The 26,727-nt window shown below is 65.7% G+C and carries 25 protein-coding genes; 12 read left to right on the top strand and 13 right to left on the bottom strand.

Annotation, left to right across the window (positions count from 1 at the left end; translation table 11 throughout):
* Positions 1–93: 93 nt before the first annotated feature.
* From C1924_RS18690 to C1924_RS18680, 3 genes are all read left to right on the top strand, one after another.
* On the top strand, positions 94–600 hold the full coding sequence (locus C1924_RS18690; protein WP_108766647.1) for a peroxiredoxin: 507 nt from the start codon (positions 94–96) through the stop codon (positions 598–600).
* A complete protein-coding gene (locus C1924_RS18685; RefSeq protein WP_108766646.1) occupies positions 597–1,115 on the top strand; it encodes a DsbA family protein in 519 nt (172 codons plus the stop codon). Before C1924_RS18690 ends, C1924_RS18685 begins: the two co-directional genes overlap by 4 nt.
* A 68-nt stretch (positions 1,116–1,183) precedes the next feature.
* Positions 1,184–2,344, top strand: coding sequence for a hypothetical protein (locus C1924_RS18680; RefSeq protein ID WP_254051174.1), 1,161 nt, complete (start codon positions 1,184–1,186; stop codon positions 2,342–2,344).
* A gap of 426 nt (positions 2,345–2,770) precedes the next feature.
* Here C1924_RS18680 and C1924_RS20640 read toward each other — a convergent pair whose 3' ends face one another.
* Positions 2,771–3,169 carry a hypothetical protein gene (locus C1924_RS20640; protein WP_254051173.1) on the bottom strand — a complete coding sequence of 133 codons (399 nt, stop codon included), beginning with the start codon at positions 3,167–3,169 and terminating at the stop codon, positions 2,771–2,773.
* Between the two features lie 15 nt (positions 3,170–3,184).
* The gene (locus tag C1924_RS18670) at positions 3,185–4,690 is read right to left on the bottom strand and encodes a YifB family Mg chelatase-like AAA ATPase (RefSeq protein ID WP_108766644.1); all 1,506 of its coding nucleotides are present in this window, start codon (positions 4,688–4,690) and stop codon (positions 3,185–3,187) included.
* A 365-nt stretch (positions 4,691–5,055) separates the two neighbouring features.
* Between C1924_RS18670 and C1924_RS18665 the strand changes: the two genes are divergently transcribed.
* Complete coding sequence (locus C1924_RS18665) at positions 5,056–5,832, top strand: type II CAAX endopeptidase family protein (RefSeq protein ID WP_159094839.1); 777 nt, start codon at positions 5,056–5,058, stop codon at positions 5,830–5,832.
* Between the two features lie 175 nt (positions 5,833–6,007).
* Positions 6,008–6,562 carry a hypothetical protein gene (locus C1924_RS18660; protein ID WP_159094838.1) on the top strand — a complete coding sequence of 185 codons (555 nt, stop codon included), beginning with the start codon at positions 6,008–6,010 and terminating at the stop codon, positions 6,560–6,562.
* 84 nt (positions 6,563–6,646) lie between these two features.
* Here C1924_RS18660 and C1924_RS18655 read toward each other — a convergent pair whose 3' ends face one another.
* Positions 6,647–6,901 (bottom strand): accessory factor UbiK family protein, encoded by a 255-nt coding sequence (locus C1924_RS18655; RefSeq protein WP_108766641.1) that lies wholly within the window; start codon positions 6,899–6,901, stop codon positions 6,647–6,649.
* Between the two features lie 134 nt (positions 6,902–7,035).
* Here C1924_RS18655 and C1924_RS18650 point away from each other — a divergent pair, with 134 nt between their 5' ends.
* Positions 7,036–7,374 carry a P-II family nitrogen regulator gene (locus tag C1924_RS18650; RefSeq protein ID WP_108766640.1) on the top strand — a complete coding sequence of 113 codons (339 nt, stop codon included), beginning with the start codon at positions 7,036–7,038 and terminating at the stop codon, positions 7,372–7,374.
* A gap of 569 nt (positions 7,375–7,943) precedes the next feature.
* Here C1924_RS18650 and C1924_RS18645 read toward each other — a convergent pair.
* Positions 7,944–8,603: an RIO1 family regulatory kinase/ATPase gene (locus C1924_RS18645; protein WP_108766639.1), complete on the bottom strand. Its 660-nt coding sequence runs from the start codon at positions 8,601–8,603 to the stop codon at positions 7,944–7,946.
* Positions 8,604–9,045: 442 nt separating this feature from the next.
* Between C1924_RS18645 and C1924_RS18640 the strand changes: the two genes are divergently transcribed.
* Complete coding sequence (locus C1924_RS18640) at positions 9,046–9,951, top strand: aspartyl/asparaginyl beta-hydroxylase domain-containing protein (protein WP_174208738.1); 906 nt, start codon at positions 9,046–9,048, stop codon at positions 9,949–9,951.
* A 126-nt stretch (positions 9,952–10,077) separates the two neighbouring features.
* Here the strand turns inward: C1924_RS18640 and speE are convergent, their stop codons facing one another.
* Entirely contained in the window at positions 10,078–10,929 is an 852-nt protein-coding gene (gene speE, locus C1924_RS18635; RefSeq protein ID WP_108766638.1) for a polyamine aminopropyltransferase, read from the bottom strand.
* Positions 10,930–11,120: 191 nt separating this feature from the next.
* Here speE and speA point away from each other — a divergent pair, with 191 nt between their 5' ends.
* Positions 11,121–13,010, top strand: a complete 1,890-nt coding sequence (gene speA, locus C1924_RS18630) for an arginine decarboxylase (protein ID WP_108766637.1) — start codon at positions 11,121–11,123, stop codon at positions 13,008–13,010.
* A gap of 57 nt (positions 13,011–13,067) precedes the next feature.
* Positions 13,068–13,388, top strand: coding sequence for a DUF6122 family protein (locus C1924_RS18625; protein ID WP_108766636.1), 321 nt, complete (start codon positions 13,068–13,070; stop codon positions 13,386–13,388).
* Positions 13,389–13,629: 241 nt separating this feature from the next.
* Here the strand turns inward: C1924_RS18625 and C1924_RS18620 are convergent, their stop codons facing one another.
* From C1924_RS18620 to C1924_RS18610, 3 genes are read right to left on the bottom strand one after another with little or no spacing between them, the layout of a single operon-like run.
* Positions 13,630–14,955 (bottom strand): sensor histidine kinase, encoded by a 1,326-nt coding sequence (locus tag C1924_RS18620; protein ID WP_108766635.1) that lies wholly within the window; start codon positions 14,953–14,955, stop codon positions 13,630–13,632.
* Complete coding sequence (locus C1924_RS18615; RefSeq protein WP_108766634.1) at positions 14,952–15,611, bottom strand: response regulator transcription factor; 660 nt, start codon at positions 15,609–15,611, stop codon at positions 14,952–14,954. Before C1924_RS18615 ends, C1924_RS18620 begins: the two co-directional genes overlap by 4 nt.
* Positions 15,611–15,907, bottom strand: a complete 297-nt coding sequence (locus tag C1924_RS18610) for a PepSY domain-containing protein (RefSeq protein ID WP_254051172.1) — start codon at positions 15,905–15,907, stop codon at positions 15,611–15,613. Before C1924_RS18610 ends, C1924_RS18615 begins: the two co-directional genes overlap by 1 nt.
* A gap of 144 nt (positions 15,908–16,051) precedes the next feature.
* On the opposite strand from C1924_RS18610, the gene C1924_RS18605 reads away from it, so the two are divergent.
* Positions 16,052–16,486: a PepSY domain-containing protein gene (locus tag C1924_RS18605; protein WP_108767119.1), complete on the top strand. Its 435-nt coding sequence runs from the start codon at positions 16,052–16,054 to the stop codon at positions 16,484–16,486.
* Positions 16,487–16,600: 114 nt separating this feature from the next.
* Here C1924_RS18605 and C1924_RS18600 read toward each other — a convergent pair whose 3' ends face one another.
* The 3 genes from C1924_RS18600 to C1924_RS18590 all read right to left on the bottom strand — a co-directional run bounded on the left by C1924_RS18600 (position 16,601) and on the right by C1924_RS18590 (position 18,948).
* The gene (locus C1924_RS18600; RefSeq protein WP_108766632.1) at positions 16,601–17,089 is read right to left on the bottom strand and encodes a hypothetical protein; all 489 of its coding nucleotides are present in this window, start codon (positions 17,087–17,089) and stop codon (positions 16,601–16,603) included.
* Positions 17,090–17,226: 137 nt separating this feature from the next.
* On the bottom strand, positions 17,227–18,438 hold the full coding sequence (locus C1924_RS18595) for an FAD-dependent oxidoreductase (RefSeq protein WP_108766631.1): 1,212 nt from the start codon (positions 18,436–18,438) through the stop codon (positions 17,227–17,229).
* A 15-nt stretch (positions 18,439–18,453) separates the two neighbouring features.
* Positions 18,454–18,948 (bottom strand): lipocalin family protein, encoded by a 495-nt coding sequence (locus C1924_RS18590; RefSeq protein ID WP_108766630.1) that lies wholly within the window; start codon positions 18,946–18,948, stop codon positions 18,454–18,456.
* A gap of 194 nt (positions 18,949–19,142) precedes the next feature.
* On the opposite strand from C1924_RS18590, the gene C1924_RS18585 reads away from it, so the two are divergent.
* Positions 19,143–19,391: a hypothetical protein gene (locus tag C1924_RS18585; protein WP_108766629.1), complete on the top strand. Its 249-nt coding sequence runs from the start codon at positions 19,143–19,145 to the stop codon at positions 19,389–19,391.
* 206 nt (positions 19,392–19,597) lie between these two features.
* On the top strand, positions 19,598–22,027 hold the full coding sequence (locus C1924_RS18580; protein ID WP_174208972.1) for a DUF3772 domain-containing protein: 2,430 nt from the start codon (positions 19,598–19,600) through the stop codon (positions 22,025–22,027).
* A 576-nt stretch (positions 22,028–22,603) separates the two neighbouring features.
* Here the strand turns inward: C1924_RS18580 and C1924_RS18575 are convergent.
* Positions 22,604–24,709: a phosphoglycerol transferase I gene (locus C1924_RS18575; protein WP_108766627.1), complete on the bottom strand. Its 2,106-nt coding sequence runs from the start codon at positions 24,707–24,709 to the stop codon at positions 22,604–22,606.
* A 232-nt stretch (positions 24,710–24,941) separates the two neighbouring features.
* A complete protein-coding gene (locus C1924_RS18570; RefSeq protein WP_254051292.1) occupies positions 24,942–26,585 on the bottom strand; it encodes an AarF/UbiB family protein in 1,644 nt (547 codons plus the stop codon).
* Positions 26,586–26,727: the final 142 nt, after the last annotated feature.

Here is a 26,727-nt window from a genome sequence, read left to right as displayed (position 1 = left end):
ATGGCGCGATACCGGCGCAGTGCGTCGCTGCGTAGTCTGGGCCTGTCGACCCATCGTGCTTATCGCCTCGGCGCTGTCTTTCAGGAGATCGCAATGTCTACTTCAGGTTCGCCCCTGCCACCGGGTACCCCAGCGCCGGATTTCGAGCTTCCGGCCACGCCGGACCAACGCCTGCGCCTGACGGAACTGCGCGGCCGGCCGGTGGTTCTTGTGTTCTATCCCGCCGATTGGAGCCCGGTCTGCGGCGACCAGCTGGCGCTGTACAGCCAGCTGCAGTCCGAATTCCAGCGGCATGGCGCACAGCTGGTGGGCATTTCGGTGGATGGGGTGTGGTGCCATTCCGCCTTTGCCGCCGAGCGGCACCTGCACTTTCCGCTGTTGGCCGATTTTGAACCGAAGGGTGAGGTCGCCCGCCGTTATGGCGCCTACCGCGAGCAGGACGGTGTGTGCGAGCGCGCCCTGTTCGTGATCGATGCCAAGGGTGTGGTGCGCTGGAGCTTCATTTCTCCCCTGGGAATCAACCCTGGCGCCGACGGCATCCTCGATGCGCTTGAAGCGCTTTCAGCCCCGGCGGCTACCGCCACAGGAGTTTCGTCATGAAAGGTCTTTCCATTCCCGTGAGCGACGCCGACCACAGCGACGGCCCGCAGGACGCCCCCATCACCCTGGTGGAGTACGGCGACTACCAGTGCCCCTACTGTGGCGAGGCATACCCCGTGCTGAAAGCGGTGCAGAAGGCCATGGGAAACCGCATGCGCCTTGTGTTCCGCAACTTCCCCATTACGGAAATCCATCCGCATGCACTGGCGGCCGCGCGTTTCGCCGAAGCCGCAGCCGAGGTGGGTTTGTTCTGGCAGGCGCACGACCTGCTGTACCAGCGCCAGAACGCTCTGAGCGACGAAGATCTGTGCGCTTATGCCCGCGAACTTGGGCTGGATTCCGCATTGCTGGATGCCGCCAGCAACGGCGCGTTCGACGCGCGGATCGAGCGTGATTTCATGGGCGGCGTACGCAGTGGCGTGAACGGTACCCCGTGCCTGTTCATCAATGGTGTCCGCTACGACGGCCCGTGCGACACCGACACCCTGGTTGATGCGATGACCGCGCTGCTCTGAACCGTTCTGCCGGTGCGCCTGCACCCCTGCCTCCCCCGCCGCAGGCGCACCGGCCCCCTCACTGGGCAGTGATCACCCCGACGCTAGAATCAAGTGCTTTCACTGTTGCAGCAGGGGCACGAGACATCGTCGTGAGAGCACTTTCCTACATCATCTCCGCCGCGCTGGTGGGTTTCACCCAGCAGGCAGGCGCAGCAGAACGCGGGCAGGACGGAACCCCGTACTTCGAGCCCGGTGGTGCAGTGCGGTTCAACTATGGCTGGCTGGATTATGGGCCGACCAGCCGCCTGCAGCTGGAGCTGCTGCGCGTGGATCTGGACGCAGGCACGGGCCCCTTCACCTTTTCGGCACAGTACCGCTGGTACGACGGCTTCGATGCCATTCACCACGTGTATGCCGGTTGGAAGTTCTCCGAAAGCACCGAGCTGAAAGCCGGTATCCAGCAGGTCCCCTTCGGTCTGCTGCCGACGGTTTCCCAGAGCTTCTGGTTTGGTTCCGGCTATTACCTCGGCATTGAAGACGACTACGATCCCGGCATTGTGCTGAGCCACCGCAGTGGCGACACCACCTGGCATTTCGGTTGGTTTTCAGGCGATGAGTACGGTTCGGGGGCACGCTACGACCGCTATTCCTTCGATGTGGCGCAGACGGCGGAGCTTCCTTACCGCGAACGGCAGCGCCTGCACGCCCGCGTGGAGCGATCCCGTGACTGGGCTGGCGGCGAGCTTCTGCTGGGCGCGTCAGCGTTTGCGGGGCATGTGCAGAACACCCGTACCCATCGCCAATACGGCCATCAGGGCGCTGCGGTGCATGCGCAGTGGAAGCGCGACGGATGGACCACGCAGCTGCAATGGGCCCGCTACCGGTACGACGTGCCCGGCCAGCGCATCGCGCTCGCAGCCTTCCAGGCACCGTTCGAGGTTGCGGCGCAGGCGGATGTCCCCAGTGCCAATGTCGCCTACTCGTTCGGGCCGCGTGGCTGGCTGGATGAGGTGAGCTGCTACAACAACCTCAGCATGACGCGCCCGGTGGGGCACCGTGCAGGGCTGCGTGATTCGTGGCAGAACGTCACCGGCTGCAGCCTGCAGAAAGGCATCATGCTTACCTACGTTGACTGGATCGCCGGTCGCAACATGTGGTTTGCTGGCGGCGATGGCATCGGCATCGACGAAGGCGGCCCGGCGCGGTGGCATTCCCGGTTGAACCTGAATATCGGGTTCTACTTCTGATGTGGAGCCGGGCAGGATGGCGTCGGTAGACGTGTCAGGCTGCAGCGTCAGGGTTTAGCGTGTTGCGGATGGGAAAGTACGATCCCTTTGTCCGGGTAAACGCATGGGAACCGGTTGTTCTCGCGGCACCAGATCGAGGCGGGGGGGAAAGCCACCCGATCAGTTGCAGGATCTCAGCATGGTCCTGGTACAGGTTCCTGCTGAGGATAGGTTCGTGATGCGCGATCCGGTTGCGCAGCACGCGTATGCGAGTGAGTGGCCCGGAGAAGCTCTTCCTCTTCAGTCCTTTCGGTGCGGATGGGGCGGCAATTCGGTGCAGGATCCGTTGCCAAAGCGCCTCGTAGTCCTTGTTGAACATCGTCGTCCAGAAACTGAAGGTGAGCCCGGCAACCACGCCGCCCGCCGTCACGACCTTTCCCGCTTTTATCAGCTCATCATGGCCTTGGTTATCTGCTGGATCTGGTGAGGTACACGTAGCACTCGCGTGTGATCGTAGAGCCACGTGTCGCCTTTGGCTTGGGTCAGTGCGTTGTGAATGCGATTGCGCAGCACGACCTCCAGGGTCTGCAGCGGCGTGTAGAGGCTTTCGGAAAGGCGTGTGTTGTGGCCGTACAGCGCGATGGCTCTGTCGCGGTCGCCCGCGGCCCACGCCATGTAGCGTCCAAAGCGTTCCAGAGACAGCGCGTCCTCAAGATCTGCGTGTTGCATTGCTTTCCAGTCACCTTCGCGTGGTCGATTGCAAAGCGCCCGCTTGCGAGGTAACGTGCGCCCGTACACCCCGTTACCGTCTCTGCCTTCATTGGGCACGCGGCCGGGGTTTTTCATGTCTGAGCTGTCGCGTCATCCTTCTGGCTTTCCCCTGTCCAACTGCCGATAGCCAATCGCTTCTGCCAGGTGTGGCGTGGTGATCGCCTCGCACCCTTCCAGGTCGGCAATCGTCCGTGCCACCCGCAGAATGCGGTGCATCGCGCGCGCGGAAAGCTGCAGCCGCTCGATCGCCTGTTCCAACAGATCCTGATCGTCCTCGCTCAGCCGTGTGCACGCCCGCAGTGCGGCCGGGGCCAGATGGGCATTCAATCCGCCGCGCGCCCGCTGTCGTGCATGCGCGGCTTCCACCCGTGCCCGCACAACCTCGCTCGATTCCCCCAAGGGCGTGCTTTCGCGCAGTGCTACCGCATCCATTCTGGCGACGCTGATATGCAGGTCGATGCGGTCCAGCAGCGGCCCTGACACGCGTGCGCGATAGCGGGTGATGCGTTCATCCGAGCACAGGCAGCGGTTGCTGCGGTCGCCCGCCCAGCCGCATGGGCAGGGATTCATCGCGGCCACCAACTGGAACCGCGCCGGGTACTGCACGCTGCGCGCCGCACGCGCGATGCGGATATGCCCCGATTCCAGCGGCTCGCGCAGCGTCTCCAACGCGCTGCGGCTCCACTCCGGCAGTTCGTCCAGGAAGAGCACGCCGTGGTGCGCCAGCGAAATCTCGCCGGGGCAGGGCGGGTTGCCGCCACCGACCAAGGCCGCAGCGCTTGCACTGTGGTGCGGTGCCCTGAATGGGCGCTGCCGCCAGCGCTTAGGCTCCAGTCCTTCGCCGCTGACCGATGCAATGGCGGCCAGCTGCAGTGCTTCGGATTCGTCCATGCCCGGCAGCAGGCTGGGCAGGCGCGAAGCCAGCAGGGTCTTGCCGCAGCCGGGGCTGCCGATCAGCAGAAGATGGTGGCCTCCGGCCGCGGCCACTTCCAACGCGCGCCGCGCATGCGCCTGCCCACGCACATCGGCCAGATCGGGCAGGGGCTGCGGCGTGGTATCCACCCGCTCCACCTTCGGCAGCAGGCGCGGGTTGGTCAGCCCGGCACAGCATTCCAGCAGGGTGCGGGCCACGCGCACGTCGGCGTGTTGCGCCAGTGCAGCCTCGGCGGCGTTGCCGGGCGGCACGATCAGGATGCGGCCGGCCTCGGCGGCGGCAATGGCTGCGGGCAGCGCTCCGCTCACCGGCCGCAGCTCACCGGTCAGGCCCAGCTCGCCCAGGAACTCGTAGGGCAGCAGCGATTGTGGTTCCAGCTGCCTGCTGGCGGCGAGGATGGCCAGCGCAATGGCGAGGTCGTAGCGGCCGCCCTCCTTGGGCAGGTCGGCGGGGGCGAGGTTCAAGGTGATGCGCCGCTGCGGGAAATCGAAACGCGCGCAGAGCAGGGCGGCACGCACGCGCTCGCGCGCTTCGCGCACGCTGGCTTCGGCCAGGCCGACGATCTGGGTGACCGGAAGGCCACCGGACAGATGCACTTCCACCCGCACCAGCGGGGCATCGACCCCGGCGCGGGCACGGCTGTAGACCAGCGCCAGGCTCATAGGAGGTTTCCTGCGGAGAGGTGCTTGATGGTGCTGCAGGGGCGTGGCTGATCGCCATCAGGGTTTGCATGGGTTGCGGCTAGGGATAGCGCCTGCGCGTGCCCAGCGCCATGGCTGCCGGAAACGTATCCATGCCGTTATGCTTCAGGCAAATGTAGTGCTCAGGTTCTGCCGATCTCCTTTTTCTTTGGAACTTATTGGCCTATGAAGACCCGTGCTTCCCTGCTTGTTGTGCTCGCGCTGCCGGCCTCGGCTGCGTCTTCCCACAGCGTCGTTGCACTGCCCCGAACTGGGTTCTGATTGCAGTGCTCGCGAGATACGTGAGTAACGGCCTGACGTATCGGGGCGTCCGTCGCTTTGCGGCCATGTATGTGCTGTCCGCCGTGGCCGTCCTGTTTACAGCCATCGCGATATCCCTGTCTTCCATCGCATCCGGTCCATACAGGATGGACATCACTTTTGACGTTGTGGTGCCTGCGCGCGAATCCGGGGGCGTTGAAGGCCTGCCTCGTACGGATTTCGACATCAAGGACGTTGATCGAAGAATTCGCTGCAGTGATGCAACGTCGAACTTCTCTGATGGGTCCGATTACATCAGGTGTCAGTACATCGCTGATGAGATCAACTATGCGAAGTCGTTTTTGAGGGAGAATGGAATAGTCGCCGGAGCGAAACTCTACGATATCTCCATCAGGCCCGCCGGCGGCAACGTCGCCTACCATGCCTCCATGGGGCTCATCGTGTTTCTGCTGGTAGTAGCCTTGACGCGGTTTCTGGGCTGTACGCCCCGTCTGGATGCATCAGCAGTCTGTGCGCTGAAGTGGCGTTTGCCTGTGCTGGTGGCGATGCCAGGGCTGGTGACTTATGCGACCGGTATTGCAATGTATCTGGTCCTCGTCAGGATGCAGGTAGATCTGCCGAGCATTCAGCCTGGTCACGGGGATTGCACGTGGAGCATGTTGATAGCGGCCTTGATAGTCGCGCCCGTGGTTGAAGAGTTGTTGTACAGAGGGGTCATATTCGAGCTGCTCAGACGAGGCTCGAATGCTGTAGTGGCGACACTGGCGGGAACGGGTTTGTTCGTATGGCCCATTATTCGGCGGAATTCTGGGATTCCGGGGCGATCAGAATTGCATCCTTGATAGCCCTATCTGTCTGCCTGTACGTATTGAGGGCAAGGTATGGTTCGATATTCATCTGCATCATCGCCCATGCTGTGTTCAATGCCTTTGTGACGTTTGCCCGGCTTCTTGCTTCCTGAGGCGTGTAGTACTCAGGTTCTGTCGCCCTCCTTCGCCTTTGAAACCGATAAGCCCCATGAAAAACCCTGCTCCCCTGCTTGTTGTGCTTACGCTGCTCACCTCGGCGGCTTCTTCCTACGCTGCAACCCCTGCCGTGGACTATGTATTCAAGGCGTTCCGCGACGGCGACTTTGTTCCGCATGTCTATGATGAGGGCAAGGTGATCCAGCGTTACGGGGCCGGCGACAAGACCATTGCGCTGGGGCAGATCCAGCATCGCTACACGGACCCGACCACGGGGCTGGAAGTGGCGGTGATCGCCAATGCTGATGGCGCAGCGAAGGACCGCACGGTTGATGTGATCCGCGTGTCCTCGATCACCACCGGCCAGCCACCGTCGGGCAGGACCGAGAGCCTGCGTGGCCTGACGCTGAAGGGAATTGCCATCGGCGACCCGGCCGCCAGGGCCCTGGCCGAAGCGCGAAAAGAGGGCGAGGCCGAAACGGAGCAGGTGACGCTGGGTTCTGTCGCGGTCGAGCGCGTATGCAGGTACGCCGAAGACCTGTTGAACCTCTGCTACTACACCAAGGGCGGGAAGGTGGTGGGGATGGAAGTGGGCGTGAGCGACTGAAGGTGGAGAGAGCAACTGCTTCGCTGGGAACTGACAACGCCCGCAGATGCGGGCCTCGTTGTTTGCTGCCGGAAGCGTGCGCGCTTACTCCGCGTTGGGGCGGCCCTGTTCCAGCTCACGCACCACCGCTTCGAGCGCATCCAGCTTCTCGCGGGTCTTCAGCAGCACGGCGCGCTGTACTTCAAACTCTTCGCGGGTGACCAGGTCCAGCTTGGCCAGCCCGGCCTGCAGCGCGGTCTTGAAGGTGGCCTGCAGTTCCTCGCGCGATTCGCGCAGGCCCGGGGGGACCAGGTCGCTGAGGCGGCGGGCGAGATCATCAAGGTAATTCAGGTCGATCATGGGGGGACTCCGTGGCCTGGCAGGCCGTACACGTACAAGGATACTGCCGGCCCGCGCGGACGCACAGGCGGCAGCGGTTTCGCGCCGGGTGCGTTCAGGCGCTATCCTCCACGCCGGAATACAGGAGATCGACGATGAAGATGGTCATGGCGGTGATCAAGCCGTTCAAGCTCGACGACGTGCGCGAAGCGCTGGCCGAGCGTGGGGTTACCGGTATTACGGTGACCGAGGTGAAAGGCTTTGGCCGGCAGAAGGGCCATACCGAGCTGTACCGTGGCGCCGAGTACGTGGTCGACTTCCTGCCGAAGGTGAAGCTGGAAGTGGCGGTGACTGACGACCAGGTGGAGCTGGTGGTCGAGGCGATCGTGAAGGCCGCAGGGACCGGCAAGATCGGTGACGGCAAGGTGTTCGTGTACGACCTGGGCGGCGTGGTGCGAATTCGTACCGGCGAGCTGGACGCGGACGCGCTGTAAGCGCGCCGCGGACATGCGTGGGAACACGACGGGGTAGAGTCGACTGTCAGTCGACTATCGCGCGCAGCGCGGGCATTTCGGGCGCGGATGGGAACGGCAGTCGACCAACGGTCGACTCTACCCACCCCCGAGGGCGGGGCGTCGGAATCCGACGGGGTAGAGTCGACTGTCAGTCGACTATCGCGCGCAGCGCGGGTATTTCGGGCTGCGGATGGGAACGGCAGTCGACCAACGGTCGACTCTACTCACCCCCGAGGGCGGGGCGTCGGAATCCGACGGGGTAGAGTCGACTGTCAGTCGACCATCGCGCGCAGCGCGGGTATTTCGGGCTGCGGATCGGAACGGCTGTGGACCAACGGTCGACTCTACCCACCGCCGGTGGCGGCACGTCGGAATCCGACGGGGTAGAGTCGACTGTCAGTCGACCATCGCGCGCAGCGCGGGTATTTCGGGCTGCGGATGGGAACGGCAGTCGACCAACGGTCGACTCTACCGCGCAGCGCGGGCATTTCGGTTGCGGATGGGAACGACAGTCGACCAACGGTCGACTCTACCTTCCCCCACAGCGTTTACCGTTGCTTGGCCCACTTGTAGAACCGCTTCCAGCCCTGGCGTACGGCCGAGACCCAGCCCGGGTCGGCTACCAGTGCGGCCTGCGCGGCGCTCGGTGCCTGGCCGGTTACGCGCTGGCGGATCTTCAGCAGGTTCTTCATGTCGCTGCGGCGCAGCTGCCGGCTGAGCGGGTTGCGGCGCAACCAGCGCGGGGCGCGCCAGGCGGAGGTGAAATCCAGCAGGACCGGCACGCCGCCGCTCACCACCACGTTCGTGCCGTGCAGATCGTTGTGGGTGATGCCGGCCGCATGCAGGCGGTTGAGTGCGTGCTGCAGCTGGTCGAAGACCTCATTGCCCACGGCCTGCGCGGTGCTGAGGGTCTGGCCGGGAATGAATTCCATGCCCAGGGCGAGGCCGCCGAGGGTGCCCAGCAGGGCCGGTGCGTGCTTCCAGCCGCCCAGGCGCTGCAGGATGCGTGCTTCGCGACGCACCATCAGGCGAGCGATCAGCGAAACCGGGGTGCCCCGGTAGCGGGAATAGTCCTTCACCACTGCCGGACGGCCGTCCAGACAGGTGCGGTAGACATCGGGGGCGAGGAAGCGATCGCCGCGCTTGAGCAGCAGCGGTGCCACGGCGTCATTGCCGCAGGACGGGGAGGGGGAAACAGAGGAAGTCATGGCGGGGTCTCGGACGACCCGGTGGGTGGCGCTGAAGCGTCAAGCGAACCGGTACGACGGGGGAGGAGTAGCTAAACTTTCGTTAAGTCAATTTTAGTACCGGCAAGTTTGCTAATCCACGTTTTGTCGGAGAAATGTCGGGGCCGTGGCTGGAACACTTCGTACTGCTTTTTCGGACAATTCTGTCTCAGTTATGGGGATCTGCAGTAAAATCAATCGCTTGGATCTTCGTGATTGGGGCCGGCCGTGCATTCCGTGCCTGCCACGCACGGGCAGCTTGACCCCGGCGCATCGGCTGCCGACCATAAGCTGTTGACCCGCGACATCGGCGGCCGCCCCCACCGGCACGTCCCCGTCCCCTGCCGCGTCCCCCACCTGGTGCAGGCCGCGCGGCCGCATCGTTCGTTTCCCTGTCCGGCGCCCGCTGGAGGAAAGTGTTTTGATCATCAAGATTGTCCTGGCAGCGTTGTTCGTGGCCTGTGTGCTGTACATCCATTACCGCGGCAAGGTCCGCGCGCGCTGGTCGCGCCAGTTGCTGGACCATTCCAGCTTCATGGCCCCGATCAACGTGATCATGTACCTGTTCTCGAAGGTGCCGACCACGCCGTTCCTGGATCCGGGCAAGGAGCTGCCGCAGCTGGAACCGCTGCGCCAGAACTGGCAGGTGATCCGCGATGAGGCGCTGGCCCTGCGCGATGCGCAGAAGATCGCCGCGTCGAGCAGCTACAACGATGCCGGCTTCAATTCGTTCTTCCGCCGTGGCTGGAAGCGCTTCTACCTGAAGTGGTACGGCCCGTCGCACCCGTCGGCCAAGGCGATGTGCCCGAAGACGGTGGCGCTGATCGAGTCGATTCCCGACGTGCGTGCGGCGATGTTCGCGCAGCTGCCGCCGGGCAGCGAACTGCGCCCGCACCGCGATCCGTTCGCCGGTTCGCTGCGCCTGCACCTGGGCCTGAGCACGCCCAACGACGATGGCTGCTACATCGTGGTGGACGGGGTGAAGAAGAGCTGGCGCGATGGCGAGTGGATGATGTTCGACGAGACCTACATCCACCATGCGCACAACGAAACCGACCAGGACCGCGTGATCCTGTTCTGCGATATCGCCCGTCCGCTGCGTTTCGGCCTGCCGGGCCTGTTCAACCGTGCGGTGGCGTCCACGCTGCTGGCCGGCGGCGCCTCGCCGAACCTGCCGGGTGACCCGACCGGTGGCGTCAACAAGGCGTTCGGCGGCGTGTACAAGGTGCGCCTGAAGGCCAAGGCGCTGCGCGAGCGCAGCGTGGTGGCCTACCAGGTCATCAAGTGGGGCCTGGTGGTGGCGGTGATCGCCGGAATCTGGGCGATCTGATCGCGTTTTGTAGAGTCGAGCCATGCTCGACTGTCTGTCTGGCAGAAGCAGTCGAGCATGGCTCGACTCTACAGAAAGCAAAAACCCGCGCTGTCGCCAGCGCGGGTTTTTTTTACTGGGTACGCCTTACTTCAACGCCGCCTGCACGAAGGGCGGGGTCACCAGTACGCCGGTGTGCAGCGCGGCGGTGTAGTACAGGGTGTTGAAGGTCTTGGCGGCCGAATCGGCCTGGCGGAAGTCGAAGCCGCTCTCGCCCTTGCGGGCCATGGTCACGCTCCACCAGCCGGTGGGGTAGCACGGCTGCGGGAACGGCAGGGTCTTGAACGAACCGAAGCCGGCCTTGCCCATCTCGGCGCGCATTTCGTTGATCAGTTCCAGCTGCATCAGCGGCGATTCGGACTGCTGCACCAGGATGCCGTCGTCCTTCAGGGCCTTGAAGCAGCTCTCGTAGAACGCCTTGTTGAACAGGCCTTCGCCGGGGCCGACCGGGTCGGTCGAATCGACGATCACCACGTCCACGCTGCCGGCCGGGCAGTTGGCCATGTAGGCCACGCCGTCGTCGAACAGCAGTTCGGCGCGGGCGTCATCGTTGGAATCGCACAGCTCCGGGAAGTGCTTGCGCGCCATCACGGTGACCTGTTCGTCGATATCGCACTGGGTCACGCTCTCCACGCCCTTGTGCTTGAGCACTTCGCGCAGGGTGCCGCAGTCGCCGCCACCGATGATGACCACGCGCTTGGGGGCGGCGTGGGTGAACAGCACCGGGTGGCTGATCATCTCGTGGTAGAAGAAGTTGTCCTTGCTGGTCAGCATGATGGCCCCGTCGATGGTCATCAGGTTGCCCCAGTCGGTGGTCTGGAAGATCTCGATCTTCTGGAACGGCGACTGCACCTCGTCCAGCTTGCCGGTGATGCGGTAGCCGATGGCCGAGCCAGTGCGCTCGAAGTGTTCGATGTACCAGTTGCTGCTGTCAGTCATGGAAGTACGGTCCTGTTCGGAGGGTTGAAGCCGGGCTGGCGGGCGGGGCCGCGTGGCACAGATGCCACATCCGGACGGATCGGCCCGTTCAGGTTCAGACCTGCCACGGGCGCGGGCGCGCATGATAACGAACCTGTGGGCATATAGGCGTTATCATGCCCCCCCTTTTATTGCCAACAAGGCCGACTGCAATGACCGATTGGTCCCTCGACCAAGCCCGCAAGACCTACTCGATCCCGCATTGGGCGGATGGTTACTTCGATGTGGATCAGGCCGGGCACATGGTGGTGAGACCGACCGGGGCAGACGGCCCGGTGGTATCGCTGCCCAAGGTGGTGGACGCCGCGCGTGAAGGCGGCGCCAAGCTGCCGCTGCTGGTGCGCTTCCCGGACATCCTGGGCCAGCGCCTGGGCAAGCTGCAGGCGGCCTTCGCCCAGGCCCAGCAGGACTGGGACTACACCGGCGGCTACACCGCCGTGTACCCGATCAAGGTGAACCAGCACCGCGGCGTGGCCGGCACCCTGGCCAGCCACCACGGTGAAGGCTTCGGCCTGGAAGCGGGCAGCAAGCCCGAACTGATGGCCGTGCTGGCGCTGTCGCGCCCGGGTGGCCTGATCGTCTGCAACGGTTACAAGGACCGCGAGTACATCCGCCTGGCCCTGATCGGCCGCAAGCTGGGCCTGCAGACCTTCATCGTCATTGAAAAGCCCTCCGAGCTGAAGCTGGTGCTGGAAGAATCCAAGGCACTGGACGTGAAGCCGGGCCTGGGCGTGCGCATGCGCCTGGCCTCGCTGGGCGCCGGCAAGTGGCAGAACAGCGGTGGCGACAAGGCCAAGTTCGGCCTGTCCCCGCGCCAGCTGCTGGACCTGTGGAAGTCGCTGCGTGATACCGAGTACGCCGACTGCCTGAGCCTGCTGCACTTCCACATGGGTTCGCAGATCTCCAACGTGCGCGACATCGCCAACGGCATGCGCGAAGCCACCCGCTATTTCGTCGAGCTGTCGCAGCTGGGCGCGAAGATCACCCACGTGGACGTGGGTGGCGGCCTGGGCGTGGACTACGAAGGCACCCGTTCGCGCAGTTTCTGCTCGATCAATTACGGGCTGAATGCCTACGCCAGCAACATCGTGCAGCCGTTGGCCAATGCGTGCGAGGAACATGGCCTGACCCCGCCGCGCATCGTCACCGAGTGCGGCCGCGCGATGACCGCGCACCACGCGGTGCTGATTGCCAACGTGTCTGAAGTGGAACAGGCGCAGGAAGGCCGCGTGCCGGACGCGCACGACGATGAGCCGGCCTCGATCCGCCATCTGCGCGAAATCCACGAGGAACTGGACACCCGCCCGGCGGTGGAACTGTTCCAGGAAGCGCAGCACTTCCATGCCGAAGGCCTGGCCAGCTACGCACTGGGCCAGATCGACCTGCCGCAGCGTGCGCGCATCGACGATCTGTTCTACGCCATCGCCCACGGCGTGCGTGCGCGCCTGAGCTACGACGAGAAGAGCCACCGCCCGGCGCTGGACGAACTGAACGAGCGCCTGGTCGACAAGTACTTCGTCAACTTCAGCGTGTTTGAATCGATTCCCGATGCGTGGGCGATCGACCAGGTGTTCCCGATCGTGCCGATCGAGCGCCTGAACGAGACCCCGGACCGCCGCGGCATCATCGCCGACATGACCTGCGATTCGGACGGCATGGTGAAGACCTATGTCGAGAACGAGAGTCTGGACACGTCGCTGCCGCTGCACGCGATCAAGCATGGCGAAAGCTACCGCATCGGTTTCTTCATGGTGGGCGCGTACCAGGAAATCCTGGGCGACATCCACAACCTGTTCGGTGATACCGACGCGGTGGAAGTGGTGGCCGATGCCGATAGCTACGCGATCACCCAGCAGCGCCGTGGTGACACCACCGATGTGATGCTGGATTACGTGGGCTACAAGCTGGATGACCTGCGTGCGGCCTATGCCCAGCGCGTGGCAGCGGCCGAGCTGTCGCCGGAACGTGCGCAGGAGCTGTCGCAGGCGCTGGAAGCCGGCCTGACCGGCTACACCTACCTGTCCGACGAACCGTTGGTCTGATGCTGGCGGGAACGCCGGGCCTGGCCCGGCGCGCCCTGCCTTGATGAGGCCCGCCTGATGAGCGCGCGCGCGGTTTTCCATCTGTTCCTGCATGCGGCCGTGCCAGCGCTGCTGGCATGGCTGTTCTGGCGCAAGCGTTTCGCCTCGGCCTGGCTGTTGCTGCTGCTGGGGTGGATCATCGACCTGGACCATCTGCTGGCCGACCCGATCTACGCGCCGAACCGCTGCAGCATTGGATTCCACCCGTTGCACACCGCGCCCGCCATTGCGGTGTATGCCGGCCTGTTCGTGCCGAAGAAAACCCGGCTGTTCGGTATCGGCTTGATGATCCATATCGCGCTGGATGCCATCGACTGCTGGTGGATGCACCACCGCTGAGCGCGGTAGCGTCGACCGTTGGTCGACTGCCGATGCCCACGCGTTGCCCGGTAGCGTCGACCGTGGGTCGACTGCCGATGCCCACGCGTTGCCCGGTAGTGTCGACCGTGGGTCGACAGCCGTTGCCCGCGCGTTGCCCAGTAGAGTCGACCGTTGGTCGACTGCTGTTGCCCGTGCTGAGCGCGGTAGTCGACCAACGGTCGACTCTACCGGCCGTTACGGTGCCGCCAGCCGCAGTCGACTACGGCGCCGCCAGTGGCAGTTCCAGCCTCGCGCGCAATCCCGGGTTCTCGTTGGACAGGCGCAGCGAGCCGCCATGGCTGGCCGCGATCTCCGCGGCGATCGCCAGGCCCAAGCCGCTGCCTTCCACCCGTTCGTCCAGGCGCACGCCGCGCTGCAGGACGCTGTCCAACTTGGTGTTGTCCAGCCCGGGGCCGTCGTCGCGGATCTCGATGTGCAGGCGGCCGTTCTGGGCCAGGGCACGCAGGCGGACCTCGCTCCGGGCCCACTTGCCGGCGTTGTCCAGCAGATTGCCCAGCATTTCTTCCAGGTCGGTGACGGCGCCGGCAAAGGCGATGCCGCGCGGCACATCCATCTGGAAGCGGATGCGGCGGCTGCCATGCACGCGGGTCATCAGCCGGCACAGGGCTTCGGCGGCCGGGGCCACTTCGCTGCTTTGCCGGTGGTCCACGGCCAGGCCGGCGGCCAGGTAACGGTCGATGCTGGCGCGCATGCGCGCGCCCTGTTCGTGCAGGGTGCGGCGCCAGTCGCGGCCTTCGCCCTGTGCTTCGGTGGCCAGCACGCTCAGCGGGGTCTTCAAGGCATGGGCGAGGTCTTCGGCACTGCTGCGCGCGCGCGCGACCATGCGCTGGTGGTGGTCCAGCAGGGCGTCCAGCTCATCGGCCAGGGGCGCGATTTCCTGGTCCAGCTGGCGGCGGTCAATGCGCTCGGCATCGCCGTGGCGGATGCGTTCAAGCTGCTTGCCCAACCCGCGCAGCGGGCGCAGGGCGAAGTGCACCTGGCTGGCCAGCACCGCCAGCCAGGCGGCAACCAGGATGCCCAGGGCCAACGCGGTGCGGTTGCGGAATGCGGCCACATCGGCGTCCAGCGCCTGGCGGTCGTGGGCGACCACGGCCACATAGGCCTGGGTGGCGCGCGGCAGCCGCACCTGCTGCACGTGGGCACGCAGCGATTGCTGCATCGGCCCGGGCAGGTTGCGCTCGGCCGGTCCAGCCGCGGGGGCCGCCAGGGTCTGGTCCCACAGCGATCGCGACTGCAGCAGCACCTTGCCGTGGCTGTCGGCGATCTGCCAGTACGCGCCGGAAAACACCCGCTGGAAGCGCGCATCGTTCGGCGCCTGCCGCAGACGCAGCTGTCCGTCCGGATCGATCTCGGCCTGCGCCAGCAGGGTCAGCATGTTCTGCTGCAGCTCGTTGTCCAGGCGGTCACGCGCGCTGCGCTTGAACAGTTCGCCCAGCAGAAGGCTGGCCAGCACCGAGACCAGCACCAGGCCGATGCCGGCCACCAGCAGCAGCCGCCGCCGCAGCGAGGGTTGCCGCCTGCTCATGCTTCCGCCAGCCGCCAACCCTGGCCACGCACGGTGTGGATGAGATCGACGCCCAGCTTGCGGCGTACCCGTCCGAGCAGCACGTCCAGCGCATTTGAATCCGGGTCGTAGCCACCCTCGAAGATCTGCTCGCCCAGGCGGTCGCGGCTGATCACGCTGCCGGCATGGTGGATGAGATAGCTCAACACACGGAACTCCTGCGGGCTCAGCGCCAGTGCCTGCCCATCCAGTTCAAACCGTCCTGCGTTGACGTCCAGCTGCAGCGGACCGCAATGCAGGCGTGGGCTGGCATGGCCATGGCTGCGGCGGATCAGGGCGCGCAGGCGCAGCACCAGTTCGTCGGCCTGGAACGGTTTGGTCAGGTAGTCGTCGGCGCCGGCATCAAAGCCGGCCAGTTTGTCGTGCCAGCGGCCGCGCGCGGTCAACACCAGCACCGGGAAATGGCGGCCATTGCCGCGCCAGCGCTCGATCACGCTGAGGCCATCCAGCCCGGGCAGGCCAAGGTCGACGATGGCGGCCTGCAGATCCTCGATCTGGCCGATCTCCTCGGCCTGGCGACCGTCGGCCACGGTCTGCACGACATAGCCGGCCTGTTCCAGCAGCGGCTGCAGGCGCTGGGCCAGCGCCGCATCGTCTTCGGCCAGCAGGATGCGCATCAGTCGTCCAGTTCCGTCTTCAGCAGTTTTCCATTACGCGCATCATAGTCCAGCTCCACCACCACGCCGTCGGCGCGCAGGATTTCCACCTCGTATACACCGTCATCCAGCTCCACTTCCAGCAGCTGGCCGGGGTGACGCTTGAGTGCATCGCGCACCACGCCTTCCAGCGCGACGTAGCGGCCCTGCTGCACGGCCCGCCGCGCGACGTCCTGTGCCGGATCCTGCGCAGGGCGGGCATCGGTCGTGGGGCTGGCCAGGGCCAGCAGCAGGGGCAGGGCGAATGCGCGCGTCAAGGTCGATTGCGACATGTCGGGGAGGATGGCGCGAGTGTGCCTTCGCTGGCTAACCATTGGCTAACAGTGCCGGCTAAGGGGCTGTTAACCGTGGCGGGCATCGTGGCGGTGCCGGAATCGTCCGGCATCGAACAGGAGACCCCCATGTTGAAGTCGCTCACCCTCGCCACCGTCGTGGCCCTGGCATTCGTCCCGGCCGTGCAGGCGGCGCCGCTGGGCATGGCCCAGGTCGAACAGACCCTGCGCAAGGCCGGTTACACCCAGATCCACGAGATCGAGCGCGACGATGGCCTGTGGGAGGCCGATGTCACGCGTGCGGATGGTCGTTTCAGCGAGGTCTATGTCGACCCGAAGACCGGAGAGATCTTCGACGAGCACGATGGCCGCGCGCTGCTGGGCACCGAGCAGGTGCTGGCCAAGGCCCAGGCCCAGGGCCTGCGTGAGATCCATTCGCTGGAACGTGATGGCGCCACCTGGTCACTGGAAGCGCGCAATGCCCGCAACCAGCGTGTGGAGGTGCGCCTGAGCGGCCATGACGGCCGGATCCTGCACAGCGAGCGCGACGGCTGGCTGGATTGAGATGTGCAGCCGAGCGCAGGCTCGGCTCTACAAGGCAGGTGGTAGTGCCGGCCGCTGGCCGGCAACCCAGGATCGTTTCCAGCCCCGCAGGCAGCCAGCGCTGCCCGCAGCGTGTTACCAGCCGTACGGCGGCGGGTAGTCCCAGTACCCCGGGCCACCGCCGCCATAGAAACCACCGCCATACGGGCCGAAGCCCGGGCCCTTGCCCTCGCTGACATGGATGTTGAGGTTGACCCCGCGGGTCTTGCCCTCATCGGTGGTGTAGTTCTTGCTGAGGTTCAGCGTGGCGGCGTTGTAGTGGGAGTTGCCGTAGTTCTTGGAATAGCCGATGCCGGTGGTGAAGCTGCCGGACACCTTCAGCTTGTCGTCGGTCACTTCGGCGATCCGGGCGTCGTCGTGCACGCGCGGGCCGCTCTTGTCGCCGTAGTAGGTCCCGGGCGGGTCCTGCTGCACGGAGGGATCGTTGAGATAGCGCATCGGTGCCTGGGGCACGGACAGGTCCAGCCCGGCGGACTGCGGGGCCGTGGCACCCGCAGCAGACTGGGCAAGGACGGTCCCGGGCAGGCTGGCCAGGCAGAGCAGCAGGGTCAGGGGACGGATCATCACGATGCTCCAACGGGCAGGGGCCGCGCCATGCGCGGCGGTACAGGCCGACGCTAACAGGCGTTGCTTGAATGATGCCTGTCGCCGCCCCGTGGCGTCGAGCATGCCGGCAAGATTCCGTAGAGTCGAGTTCGACGTTACGCCACCCGGCTGAACCCGAACAGGTCCTGCAGCGGTTGCCGGCGCCGCTCGATGCGCGCGCGCAGCAGCCTCGCGCCGATCATCGAATAGGTGATGCCGTTGCCGCCGTAGGCCATGGCCAGGTGCACGCGCGGCCCCCACTGCGGGTGCGGGCCGAAGAACGGCAGGCCGTCGGCGGTCTCGGCGAAGGTGCCGGCCCAGGAAAACGCAGGGGTGGGGGTCAGTTGCGGGAACCAGTGCTGCAGCTGCTTCATCAGCTGCTTTGCCTTGCCCTCTACCCGCCGGTCGCGGCGTGCCGGGATGTCGATGGCATCGTCCAGCCCGCCCACCAGCAGCCGCCCTTCGCCGGTGGCGCGCAGGTACAGGTAGGGGCGCGCGCTTTCCCACACCATCGTGCGCTGCAGGGGGCCCAGCACCCCGGCGTCGATCGGGTCGGTGATGAAGGCGTAGCTGCTGCGGTTGCGTGCCACCCGCTGGTCGATCCAGTGCTGGGTGGCATACCCCATCGCCAGCACGACATGGCGGGCGCGGAGGGTCGCGCTGGCTTCGGTGCGGGCGGTGACGCCGCGTGGCGTGGCCTCCAGGCTGTGCAGCACGGTGCGGTCATGCACGTGGCCGCCGCGGCGGCGTACCCGCTTGAGCAGGCCATAGGTGAGGCAGTACGGATCGACCCGCGCGGCCTGGCGCGTCAGCAGCGCACCGCCGGCATCCACGCCGAAGCGCTGCTGCAGGTCGTCCGGCTGCAGCCAGCGGGCGTCCAGCCCGGCCTGGCGGCGTGCGGCACCCTCGGCCATCAGCACCGGCACGTCGCGGTGGCGGCTGGCCAGGTAGAGGCTGTCCATGCGCTGGAAATCGACGTTCTTCAGGCCGCGCGCCACTTCGCCCAGGGCCGGGATGGCCTCGGCGCAGGCGCGGTAGGCCAGTTCCGCAGCATCAGTGCCGTACTGGCGGGCCAGGTCCAGCAGGTGGGTGTCGATCTCGTACTGCAGCAGGGCCGTGCTGGCAGCGGTGCTGCCCCAGCCGATATCGCGCTGTTCGATGAGCGCGACCTCATGGCCGTGGCCGGACAGCTCATCGGCGATCAGCGCGCCGGTGACACCGCCGCCCACCACCAGGACATCGCAACGCAGGTCCTGCTGCAGCGGCGGGAAGGCCTGGATCAGCCCATTGCTCACGGCCCACCACGGGTAACCGCTCTTGAGGTCCATGGGGCTACCTATTGATCAGGCAGTGGGGCGGCCGGTGTGGGGAGTCTGGATCAGTTCGGACAGATCGAAGCCCTGCAGGCGGGCCGCTGCCAGATAATGTTCCTGCACGGTGGTGTCGAGCTTCGGCTCCCGCGCCAGCAGCCAGAGGTACTTGCGGTCAGGACTGCCCACCAGCGCCACGCTGTAATCGGGGGCCACCTGGATCACCCAGTAGTCGCCCTTGGCGAAGGGCAGCCAGCGCAGGCCCTTGGGCAGGAAGCTGACTTCCAAGCGAGCCACGTCGTTATCCACGGCGCATGCCTCGCCGGTGGCGTCCTCGACCTCGCCGTCCATGCGGCAGCGGTTGGTGACGCCCAGGTTGCCGTTTTCCAGCAGTTCGTAGTGCGCCGACACGTCGGTGCAGCCTTCCGGCTCGTGGCGCATGGGCAGGCGGGCGATCTCGTACCAGGTGCCCAGGTAGCGGGGCAGCTTGAGGTCGGCGACGGTTTTCAGCGGCGGGTGGTCGGTCATGGACAGGCGGTTTGGTACGCGTTGGTGATGGACCTCCACCATGCCGTCGGGCTCGCCATGGGCAGGTGAAGCCGGGGCGAGGCCCACGTCCAGAACATTGCGTCGCCCGCGCGGCGCGCCAGCGAACGGCGGTGCAGCGCTATCCTTGCGCCAGCGCCGTGTTTTTTCCCGATACAACCGAAGTGGAGGTGCCGATGTACCAGGTGATCCTGTTGAAGAGCGAATCCGCCTTTGCCCGCGAGCAGTGGCCGCAGGTGGACGATGTGGTGGATTACGAGGGCGTCAGCTTCAGCCTGCGTGCCGGCCCTCGGCAGCCGCTGCCGACCGACCACGACTGGTACCCCATCGCCGTGTACGCGCCCGATGAGATCAGCGAAGAAGAGTTCCAGGATTGGTACGCGCTGCAGCAGCCGCAGGTGGAAGAGCTGCGGTTGAAGTACTGATGCACGGGTAGAGTCGACCGTTGGTCGACTGCTCCTGGCGGAAAACCCCGCGCTTTGGTTAGTCGACCAACGGTCGACTCTACCCCTGCGGTGCGAGGCTTGATCGACCAACGGTCGACCCTAACCCTGCGTTGCGGGACTCTACGCGGGCGTGACCCACCGTGCCGTATAGTCGCGCGCAGGCGCGGTGGTCCGCGCGAACCGGTGTGGCTGGCTTGCTTTCCTTCTTCCGAACGATCCTGAGGCGTGGCCCTTCGCTGTCGCTGCTGTTGTGGGCTGCATTGCTGCTGGCGGCACCGGTGCTGGCCCAGGATGACGACCCGACACCGAAGCAGCAGCTGGCGAAGATCGAGTCCAGCCTGAAGGATGTGGCGCGCAAGCGCGAAGATGCCGAGGCCACCGAGACGCTGGCGATGTTGTCCGAGGCGGCCTCGCAGGCGCGGCGCGACGCCGAGGCACTGGACAAGAGCCTGCAGCCGCAGCTGGACCAGGTGAATGAACAGCTGACCCAGCTGGGACCGGCGCCGGACGGCACCACCGAACTGCCGGAACTGGCGACACAGCGCCGCAACCTGACCCGCCAGCGCGACGCGCTGGCAGCGTCCATTGCCCAGGCCAAGGCCAGTGCGGTGCGCGCCAGCCAGTTGGCCACCGATATCGACAAGCAGCGCACCGCGCAGCGCACCGAGGAACTGGGCCAGAAGGTCGATTCGCCGCTGTCGCCCTCGCTGTGGCGCAAGGTGGCTGACCAGTTGCCGGTGGACATCGCGCGGGTTACCCCGCTGGGCGCGCAGGGGCGTGACGCCCTGGCGACCGCCCTGCGCAACGAGGGCTGGGGCACGCCGCTGCTGGGCCTGCTGGCGGCGCTGGTGATGATGTTCCCGCTGCGCCTGTGGCTGCGCGCGCTGGGCCGGCGCTTCGCCGCCTCCGAGCGCGCGCCCGACGGCCGCCTGCGCAGATCCGGCCTGGCCATGTGGCTGCTGCTGGTCGGCACCCTGCTGCCCGGCTATGCGGTGGCGGTATTCATCGCTTCGCTCAATGCCATCGGCGGCATCGCGCCGCGCCTGCAGACCGTGGCCGAAGGCGTGCAGCATGCCACTTTTGCGGCGGCCTTCATTGCCGCGCTCAGTGCCTGCCTGCTGGTGCCGAAGCGGCCCTCGTGGCGCCTGCTGAACCTGGATGACACGGCCGCGCTGAAGCTGCGCAAGTACGCCTGGGGGGCGGCCGCGCTGGCCTGGCTGAGCACGGTGCTGGTGGCGATCGACCGGGCCACGCGCACCAGCGATGTGACCACGGTGGCGCTGGACGGCGTGATCGCGCTGACCTATCTGGGCCTGATCATGGCGATGCTGGTGACGCTGGCGCGCCTGCACCGCCGGCAGACCGCCGAGGCTGAAGCCAAGCTGGAAGCACAGGCCGATGGGGTAGGGACCGTAGTGCCGGTGCGGCGCAGCAGCTGGCTGGTGCTGGCCCGCGTGGCGGGCAACATCGCCGTTACCGCTGCGATCATTGCCACCCTGCTGGGCTACGTGAACTTCGCCAAGTTCGTGAACCAGCAGCTGATCGGCGGCACCATCGTGGTGCTGGCCGCGATGCTGCTGTTCAAGTTCGTCGATGACCTCTGCACCTGGCTGCTCAACGCCGACAGCAAGGTGGGCCAGACGATCCTGCTGAGTACCGGCCTGAGCGTGTCGCGGCTGGAGCAGGCGGGCGTGCTGCTGTCGGCGGTACTGCGCACGTTTGTTGTGCTGATCGCACTGCTGGCACTGGCCGCTCCCTTCGGCAACATCGGGTCGGTTGTCGAGCGCGTGGGTTCGCTGGCCAGCGGCATCGTCATCGGCAATATCACCCTGAAGCCGACGCGTATTGCCATCGCGTTGCTGGTGGTGATGGTTGGCCTGGCCGTGGTGCAGTTGCTGCAGCGTTGGTTGACCGACACCTATCTGCCCAAAACCGAACTGGATCTGGGCGCGCGCAATTCGATCAGCATGATCACGCGCTACGTTGGCATCATCCTGGTGGGCCTGTGGGCCCTGACCGCGATGGGCCTGGACATGAAGAACCTGGCGCTGCTGGCCAGCGCGCTGTCGGTGGGCATTGGTTTCGGCCTGCAGGCGATCATCCAGAACTTCGTGTCGGGGCTGATCCTGCTGGCCGAGCGGCCGGTGAAGATCGGCGACTGGGTGAAGCTGGGCGACCAGGAAGGCGACATCCGCCGCATCAACGTGCGTTCGACCGAGATCCAGGTGGGCGACAAGTCGACGCTGATCGTTCCGAACTCGGAGCTGATCACCAAGACGATCCGCAACATGACGATGGGCAACAACCAGGGCCGCATCCAGATCCAGTTCGCGGTGCCGACCAGCACCGATGTGGCGGGGCTGCGGCAGGCGCTGCTGGATGCCTATGGCGCGCACCAGGCGGTGCTGAAGCAGCCGGCGCCGTCGGTCTACATCGACAGCATTGCCGGTGGCCAGATCACGTTCAACAGCTTTGCCTATGTGGCCAGCCCGAGGCAGGTGTACGGCACGCGCAGTGATCTGTATTTCAGCCTGCTGCAGATCCTGGCGGAGCGGGATATCCCGCTGTCGACCCCGACCGACATCCACCTGGTACGCGACACCCCGGCGGAATAGGTGGGGTTTTTGCAGGGCTTGCAGCCCTGCACCTGCTGACGTCAACGTCAACGTCAAAAGCGGGTTTCCGGTGGGTAGGCGGGGCGGTGTCGGATTGCGGGGACGCCGCAAGTACGTCCGTGTAGGCTTGGCAGCGGCATCCATGCCGCCGACACCCCGCAATCCGACACCGCCCCACCTCTGACAGCTTCCTGCGATCTGTCGGAGCAGCGCTCTGCTCTGGTGGGTGCCGACCGTTGGTCGGCACGGATGAATTCATTCGATATCTGACGGATTTCATCCACGCATGGCGTGGATCTACTCGGATCCCATTTGAATATCGATATCTGACAGATGTGCCGACCAACGGTCGGCACCCACCAACAGCCACCGGCCAACTGTCGAAGGCGGGGCACTGTGGGTTTGCGGGGTGTGAGCCGCATGGATGCGGCGACCAAGCCTACATGGACGTATTTACGGCGTCCCCGCAAACCCACAGTGCCCCGCCATCCCACGGAATGCCCGCTGTTGCTGTTGCCGGCCAGCGGCCGGCACTACCGCGGGTGCAGGGCTGCAAGCCCTGCAAAAGAACACGCCTTACCCTCGCGGTCGCACGCGCGACGGCACCAGTGCGAACGTATCCACCGCCAGCTTCTCGGCATGGTTCAACCATGCGCGGATTTCCAGGTCATCCACTTCGTGGTCCAACCCGAACGAGACGTTGATCCTGCCATCCGCATCCGGCTGCACCCACTGCTGGGCCAGTACCACCTTGCGTTGCGACGACACCGCCTCGATCCAGAAGCCCCGGTCCGGACGCTGGCTCGCCACCAGTTCCAGCATGTACTGGCCGGCACGGGTGCGGCGGCCCTTCTGGGTGATCATGTGCGCCTGGCGCACGCTCGGGCGAGGGCCCTGGAAGGATTCCAGCGGTGCATCCACGGCGATGCCGCCGCGCAGATCGTCATCGCGGAACAGCTTGATGCCGTTGTCGCGGTTCACCAGCAGGGCACACCAGTCGCCGTCGGCCGAGCCGTCCTCGAAGGCCGTGCAGCGGTCCACGTAGGCCAGGGTGTTGTCCGGGTCGGCATCGTCAAACTGGCGCGAGGTGTTTTCCAGATACACCGATTTCAGGCTCCAGTCCTTGCCGTATTCCAGCAGTACCGGCGGCTGCACGTGCTGCAGGCCCACCACCACCTGGTCATCGCTGTCGATCTTCAGTTCGCGGGTCGGCTCGCCCAGCCACAGCGAACGGGCAAAGGCCAGGTACTGCGGGTAGTCGCGGCCGCCTTCGCGCTGGCTTGCCATGCTGGCACTCGGCGCGCGCTGCGTGTCGATGAGCGAACGGCCGAAGCCCATCGTCTTCAGGTTCGGATCCAGCAGGCTGAGCAGGGTCGCACCCGAATCCAGGGTGGTGCCCGCGTCGGTGTCCAGCTGCTGCGGGGTAATGCCTTCGCCGAGGAACAGCAGCAGGTTCTCGCGCTTCTGCCGGGTGAGGATGTGGGTCAGATCGTTGGGCATCGCCAGATGGTCCGAGGCGATGACGATCAGCGTTTCCTTGCCATACGGGCTGGCCTGGATGCGCTGCACCAGCTGCGAGATCAACCGGTCGCTGCACTTGAGCGCGTTGAGCATGTTGATGTTGCCGTACTGGCTCTGATAGCGCTGGCCCTTGCACGCCACCGGCAGGTGACCGGCCGGGTGATGGGTATCCATCGTGAGCGTGGTCAGCATGAACGGTTCGCCCTTGCGCGAGAGCTGCTCGAAGCGCTGGTAGGCGGTATCCAGCAGCACGTCGTCATGCACGCCCCACGGCGAGTAGTGGATGCGGCCGATCTTCTTCTGCTGCTTGAACCAGTCCAGGTCATGCACTTCATCAAAGCCGTGGCTGACCAGGAACTGCCCCTTGCCGGCGAAGCGGCCGCTGGCGCCACCCAGGTAATGATTGGTGTAGCCCTGCTGCTTCAGGTAATCGCCCAGGCACACGGCCTTCGGCAGGAAGCTGCCCATGCGGTCCATGCTGTTCTCATCGCCCTGCGAGGTGGTCAGCGGCACGCCGCACATCGAGGACACCAGGCCGGCAATGGTCCAGCCGCTGCCCTCGGCCGAGGCCAGCCCGCGCACGTCCAGCGACTGGCTGGCCAGGCGGTTGATGTTCGGCATCAGGCCGGGGAATACGTTCTCGTCCAGATAGGTGCGTTCCAGGCTTTCACCGTAGATCCAGACGATGTTGCGCGGGCGCTGCAGCGGCTGCGTCGGCACCTGGTATTCCGGGGCGATGCGCGCGAAATCAACCGGGCGCAGCTGCTGGTACAGGCGCTGGCCATCGCGCGCCAGCGGGCTGACCATGATCGTGGCGAACCACACCACCGCAAACCCGGCAAACCATGCACCGCCACGGCCCGGGCGGCGCCAGCGCTTCACCCGCGTGGTGAACAGCGGCAGCAGCGATACCAGGATCAGGGCGATGTAGCCGGCGATATAGCCCTTGAAGTCGGCGATGCCGGCGCCTTCCATGTCGGCGCCCAGATGGTAGAGCGTGGCTGCATTCAGACCATCGCCGGACAGCTTGTCGATCAACCACCACGTGCTGAGGGAGAGCAGCAGCAGCGAGAACGCGCTCGCCTTCCACCACACCCACTTATCGGAGGCGACGAACAGCCAGGCCAACAGCAACAGCGACAGCAGCAGGATCCAGAGCATAAGCGGCTTCGGCAGTGACGGGAGGTGGTGATGGACGTCGTACCGACGCGTGTCCATCCAACCGGCGCTGTCGCAAGCACACATGCATGACAGGCCGATGACCCGATAGTGCATGCACGAACCTGACTGAAATGTTTGTTCGTTACATGAGGTGAAATCGCGCCCTGCAGGTAAAAACAGCGTGAATGCCGCTACGCGATTTCATTAAGAAACGGCGCGATTTCCCGTTTCTTCAACGATGCCCGCGTTCCTCACGCGCACGTGCACGTCGATCAAACAGCAATGCGCTGGTGACGATGCCGAGGCCGAGTACCACGCCGATCAGCATCAGGAACAGTGCAATGGCGGGGTAACCGAACACGTGCCAGCCGGTGTCCAGCTTCATCATCAGCGAGGCCGCCATGATCAGCGCCGCACTGATGATGCCGGCCGCCACGCGGTTGGCGATCTTCTGCAGGTTCTCCATCAACCGCGATTCTTCCAGCCCCGTCACTTTCATCTGCAGGCGGTTCTCGGCCAGCAGCGCCATGATGTCGGTCAGCTTGCGCGGCCCATCGCGCAGCAGCTGCTGCAGCTCCATCGCTTCGCTGGCCAGGTTGGCCGCCGACAGCGATTTCTTCAGGCGCGCGCGCATCACGTGCTGCAGCTGGCGTTCGACGATGCGACGCGTATCCAGTTCCGGCGCCAGCAGGCGGCACACGGTTTCCAGGTTCAGCAGGGCCTTGCCGACCAGGCTCAGTTCCGGCGGCGTGCGCAGGCCCGACGCGGTGGCGATGCGCACCATGTCCAGCACCACGCGGCCTTCGGAGAAGCTGCCGCTGGCGGCATAGCGGGCAATCAGCTGGCCGGTCTCGCGCAGGTAGCGTTCCTCGTCGAAGGCTTCCAGCCGCGTGCTGATGCTGATGAGGTCGTCGGCCACTTCCTCGCCACGGCCGTCGACAGCGGCGAACAGGATCTTCAACAGGCGCTCGCGCAGACGCGGCGGCATGTGCGCGACCATGCCCAGGTCGAAGATCGCCAGGCGACCTTCGGGCGTGACGCGCAGATTGCCGGGGTGCGGGTCGGCGTGGATCTCGCCGTGCACGAAGATCTGGTCCAGGTAGCCGCGGATCAGTGCCGCGGCCAGCGGATCCATCGCCTGCTCGGTACGGCGCACATCGGGAATGGCATCCACGCGCACGCCGGTGGCCAGTTCCATGGTCAGCACGCGCTGGCTGCAGTAATCCCACAGCGGCTGCGGTACCCACAGGCGTCGGAACGGCTTGAGGTGGCGACCGAACCGGGCGAGGTTCTCGGCCTCGGCGTGGTAGTCCAGTTCCTGCATCAGCGTTTTGGCGAACTCGTTGAGCCAGTCTCGCAGCCGCACGCGTCGGCCGACCTGGGTGAGGTGGTCGGCCGCCAGCGCGAAGCTGCGCAGTGCTTCCAGGTCTGAACGCAGCTGCGCGGCCACTTCGGGTTTCTGCACCTTCACTGCCACCAGCCGCCCGTCGTGCAGCACCGCGCGGTGCACCTGGGCGATCGAGGCGCAGCCCAGCGGTTCCGGATCGAATGAGGCAAACAGCTTGTTCACCCCGGCACCCAGTTCCTGTTCGACGATGGCGTGGATGCGCTCGACCGGAATGGGCGCCACGCTTTCCTGCATGCGCTCCAGCGCGGTGGCAAATTCCACCGGCACCATGTCCGGGCGCGTGGACAGCATCTGCCCCAGCTTGACGAAGGTCGGCCCCAGCGCTTCCAGGTCGCTGACGAACTGTTCCGGGTTGCCGTCGGCGGGCACATCGGTATGGCTGCCTGCCGCGTCCAGGTTCATGCCGGAAAACACGCCCGAATGGCGGTAGCGCATCAGCAGGCGCAGGATCTGGCTGCGCCGGTTCATGCCTTTGACCAGCGGGGGATTGGCCGTGGCGGTGGACGGATTGCTCAAGCGGAACTCCCATGCAGGCAAGACAGGGGGTAGTGCCGGCCGCTGGCCGGCAGCGCCAAGGCGGGGCGACGTGGCTGCCGGCCAGCGGCCGGCA

The sequence above is a fragment of the Stenotrophomonas sp. ESTM1D_MKCIP4_1 genome (assembly GCF_003086895.1).
GTDB lineage: Bacteria > Pseudomonadota > Gammaproteobacteria > Xanthomonadales > Xanthomonadaceae > Stenotrophomonas.
This window is presented reverse-complemented; position numbering and strand designations above follow the sequence as displayed.

What these genes read in the sequence shown, in the direction of transcription:
- speA (WP_108766637.1), top strand. Translation starts at nt 11,121, where the DNA reads ATGACCGATTGGTCCCTCGACCAAGCCCGCAAGACCTACTCGATCCCG.
- C1924_RS20640 (WP_254051173.1), bottom strand. Translation starts at nt 3,169, where the DNA reads ATGAAAAACCCCGGCCGCGTGCCCAATGAAGGCAGAGACGGTAACGGG.
- C1924_RS18605 (WP_108767119.1), top strand. Translation starts at nt 16,052, where the DNA reads ATGTTGAAGTCGCTCACCCTCGCCACCGTCGTGGCCCTGGCATTCGTC.
- C1924_RS18570 (WP_254051292.1), bottom strand. Translation starts at nt 26,585, where the DNA reads ATGAACCGGCGCAGCCAGATCCTGCGCCTGCTGATGCGCTACCGCCAT.
- C1924_RS18620 (WP_108766635.1), bottom strand. Translation starts at nt 14,955, where the DNA reads ATGAGCAGGCGGCAACCCTCGCTGCGGCGGCGGCTGCTGCTGGTGGCC.
- C1924_RS18660 (WP_159094838.1), top strand. Translation starts at nt 6,008, where the DNA reads ATGAAAAACCCTGCTCCCCTGCTTGTTGTGCTTACGCTGCTCACCTCG.
- C1924_RS18585 (WP_108766629.1), top strand. Translation starts at nt 19,143, where the DNA reads ATGTACCAGGTGATCCTGTTGAAGAGCGAATCCGCCTTTGCCCGCGAG.
- speE (WP_108766638.1), bottom strand. Translation starts at nt 10,929, where the DNA reads ATGACTGACAGCAGCAACTGGTACATCGAACACTTCGAGCGCACTGGC.
- C1924_RS18595 (WP_108766631.1), bottom strand. Translation starts at nt 18,438, where the DNA reads ATGGACCTCAAGAGCGGTTACCCGTGGTGGGCCGTGAGCAATGGGCTG.
- C1924_RS18665 (WP_159094839.1), top strand. Translation starts at nt 5,056, where the DNA reads ATGTATGTGCTGTCCGCCGTGGCCGTCCTGTTTACAGCCATCGCGATA.
- C1924_RS18575 (WP_108766627.1), bottom strand. Translation starts at nt 24,709, where the DNA reads ATGCTCTGGATCCTGCTGCTGTCGCTGTTGCTGTTGGCCTGGCTGTTC.
- C1924_RS18650 (WP_108766640.1), top strand. Translation starts at nt 7,036, where the DNA reads ATGAAGATGGTCATGGCGGTGATCAAGCCGTTCAAGCTCGACGACGTG.
- C1924_RS18690 (WP_108766647.1), top strand. Translation starts at nt 94, where the DNA reads ATGTCTACTTCAGGTTCGCCCCTGCCACCGGGTACCCCAGCGCCGGAT.
- C1924_RS18685 (WP_108766646.1), top strand. Translation starts at nt 597, where the DNA reads ATGAAAGGTCTTTCCATTCCCGTGAGCGACGCCGACCACAGCGACGGC.
- C1924_RS18625 (WP_108766636.1), top strand. Translation starts at nt 13,068, where the DNA reads ATGAGCGCGCGCGCGGTTTTCCATCTGTTCCTGCATGCGGCCGTGCCA.
- C1924_RS18590 (WP_108766630.1), bottom strand. Translation starts at nt 18,948, where the DNA reads ATGACCGACCACCCGCCGCTGAAAACCGTCGCCGACCTCAAGCTGCCC.
- C1924_RS18615 (WP_108766634.1), bottom strand. Translation starts at nt 15,611, where the DNA reads ATGCGCATCCTGCTGGCCGAAGACGATGCGGCGCTGGCCCAGCGCCTG.
- C1924_RS18600 (WP_108766632.1), bottom strand. Translation starts at nt 17,089, where the DNA reads ATGATCCGTCCCCTGACCCTGCTGCTCTGCCTGGCCAGCCTGCCCGGG.
- C1924_RS18670 (WP_108766644.1), bottom strand. Translation starts at nt 4,690, where the DNA reads ATGAGCCTGGCGCTGGTCTACAGCCGTGCCCGCGCCGGGGTCGATGCC.
- C1924_RS18655 (WP_108766641.1), bottom strand. Translation starts at nt 6,901, where the DNA reads ATGATCGACCTGAATTACCTTGATGATCTCGCCCGCCGCCTCAGCGAC.
- C1924_RS18645 (WP_108766639.1), bottom strand. Translation starts at nt 8,603, where the DNA reads ATGACTTCCTCTGTTTCCCCCTCCCCGTCCTGCGGCAATGACGCCGTG.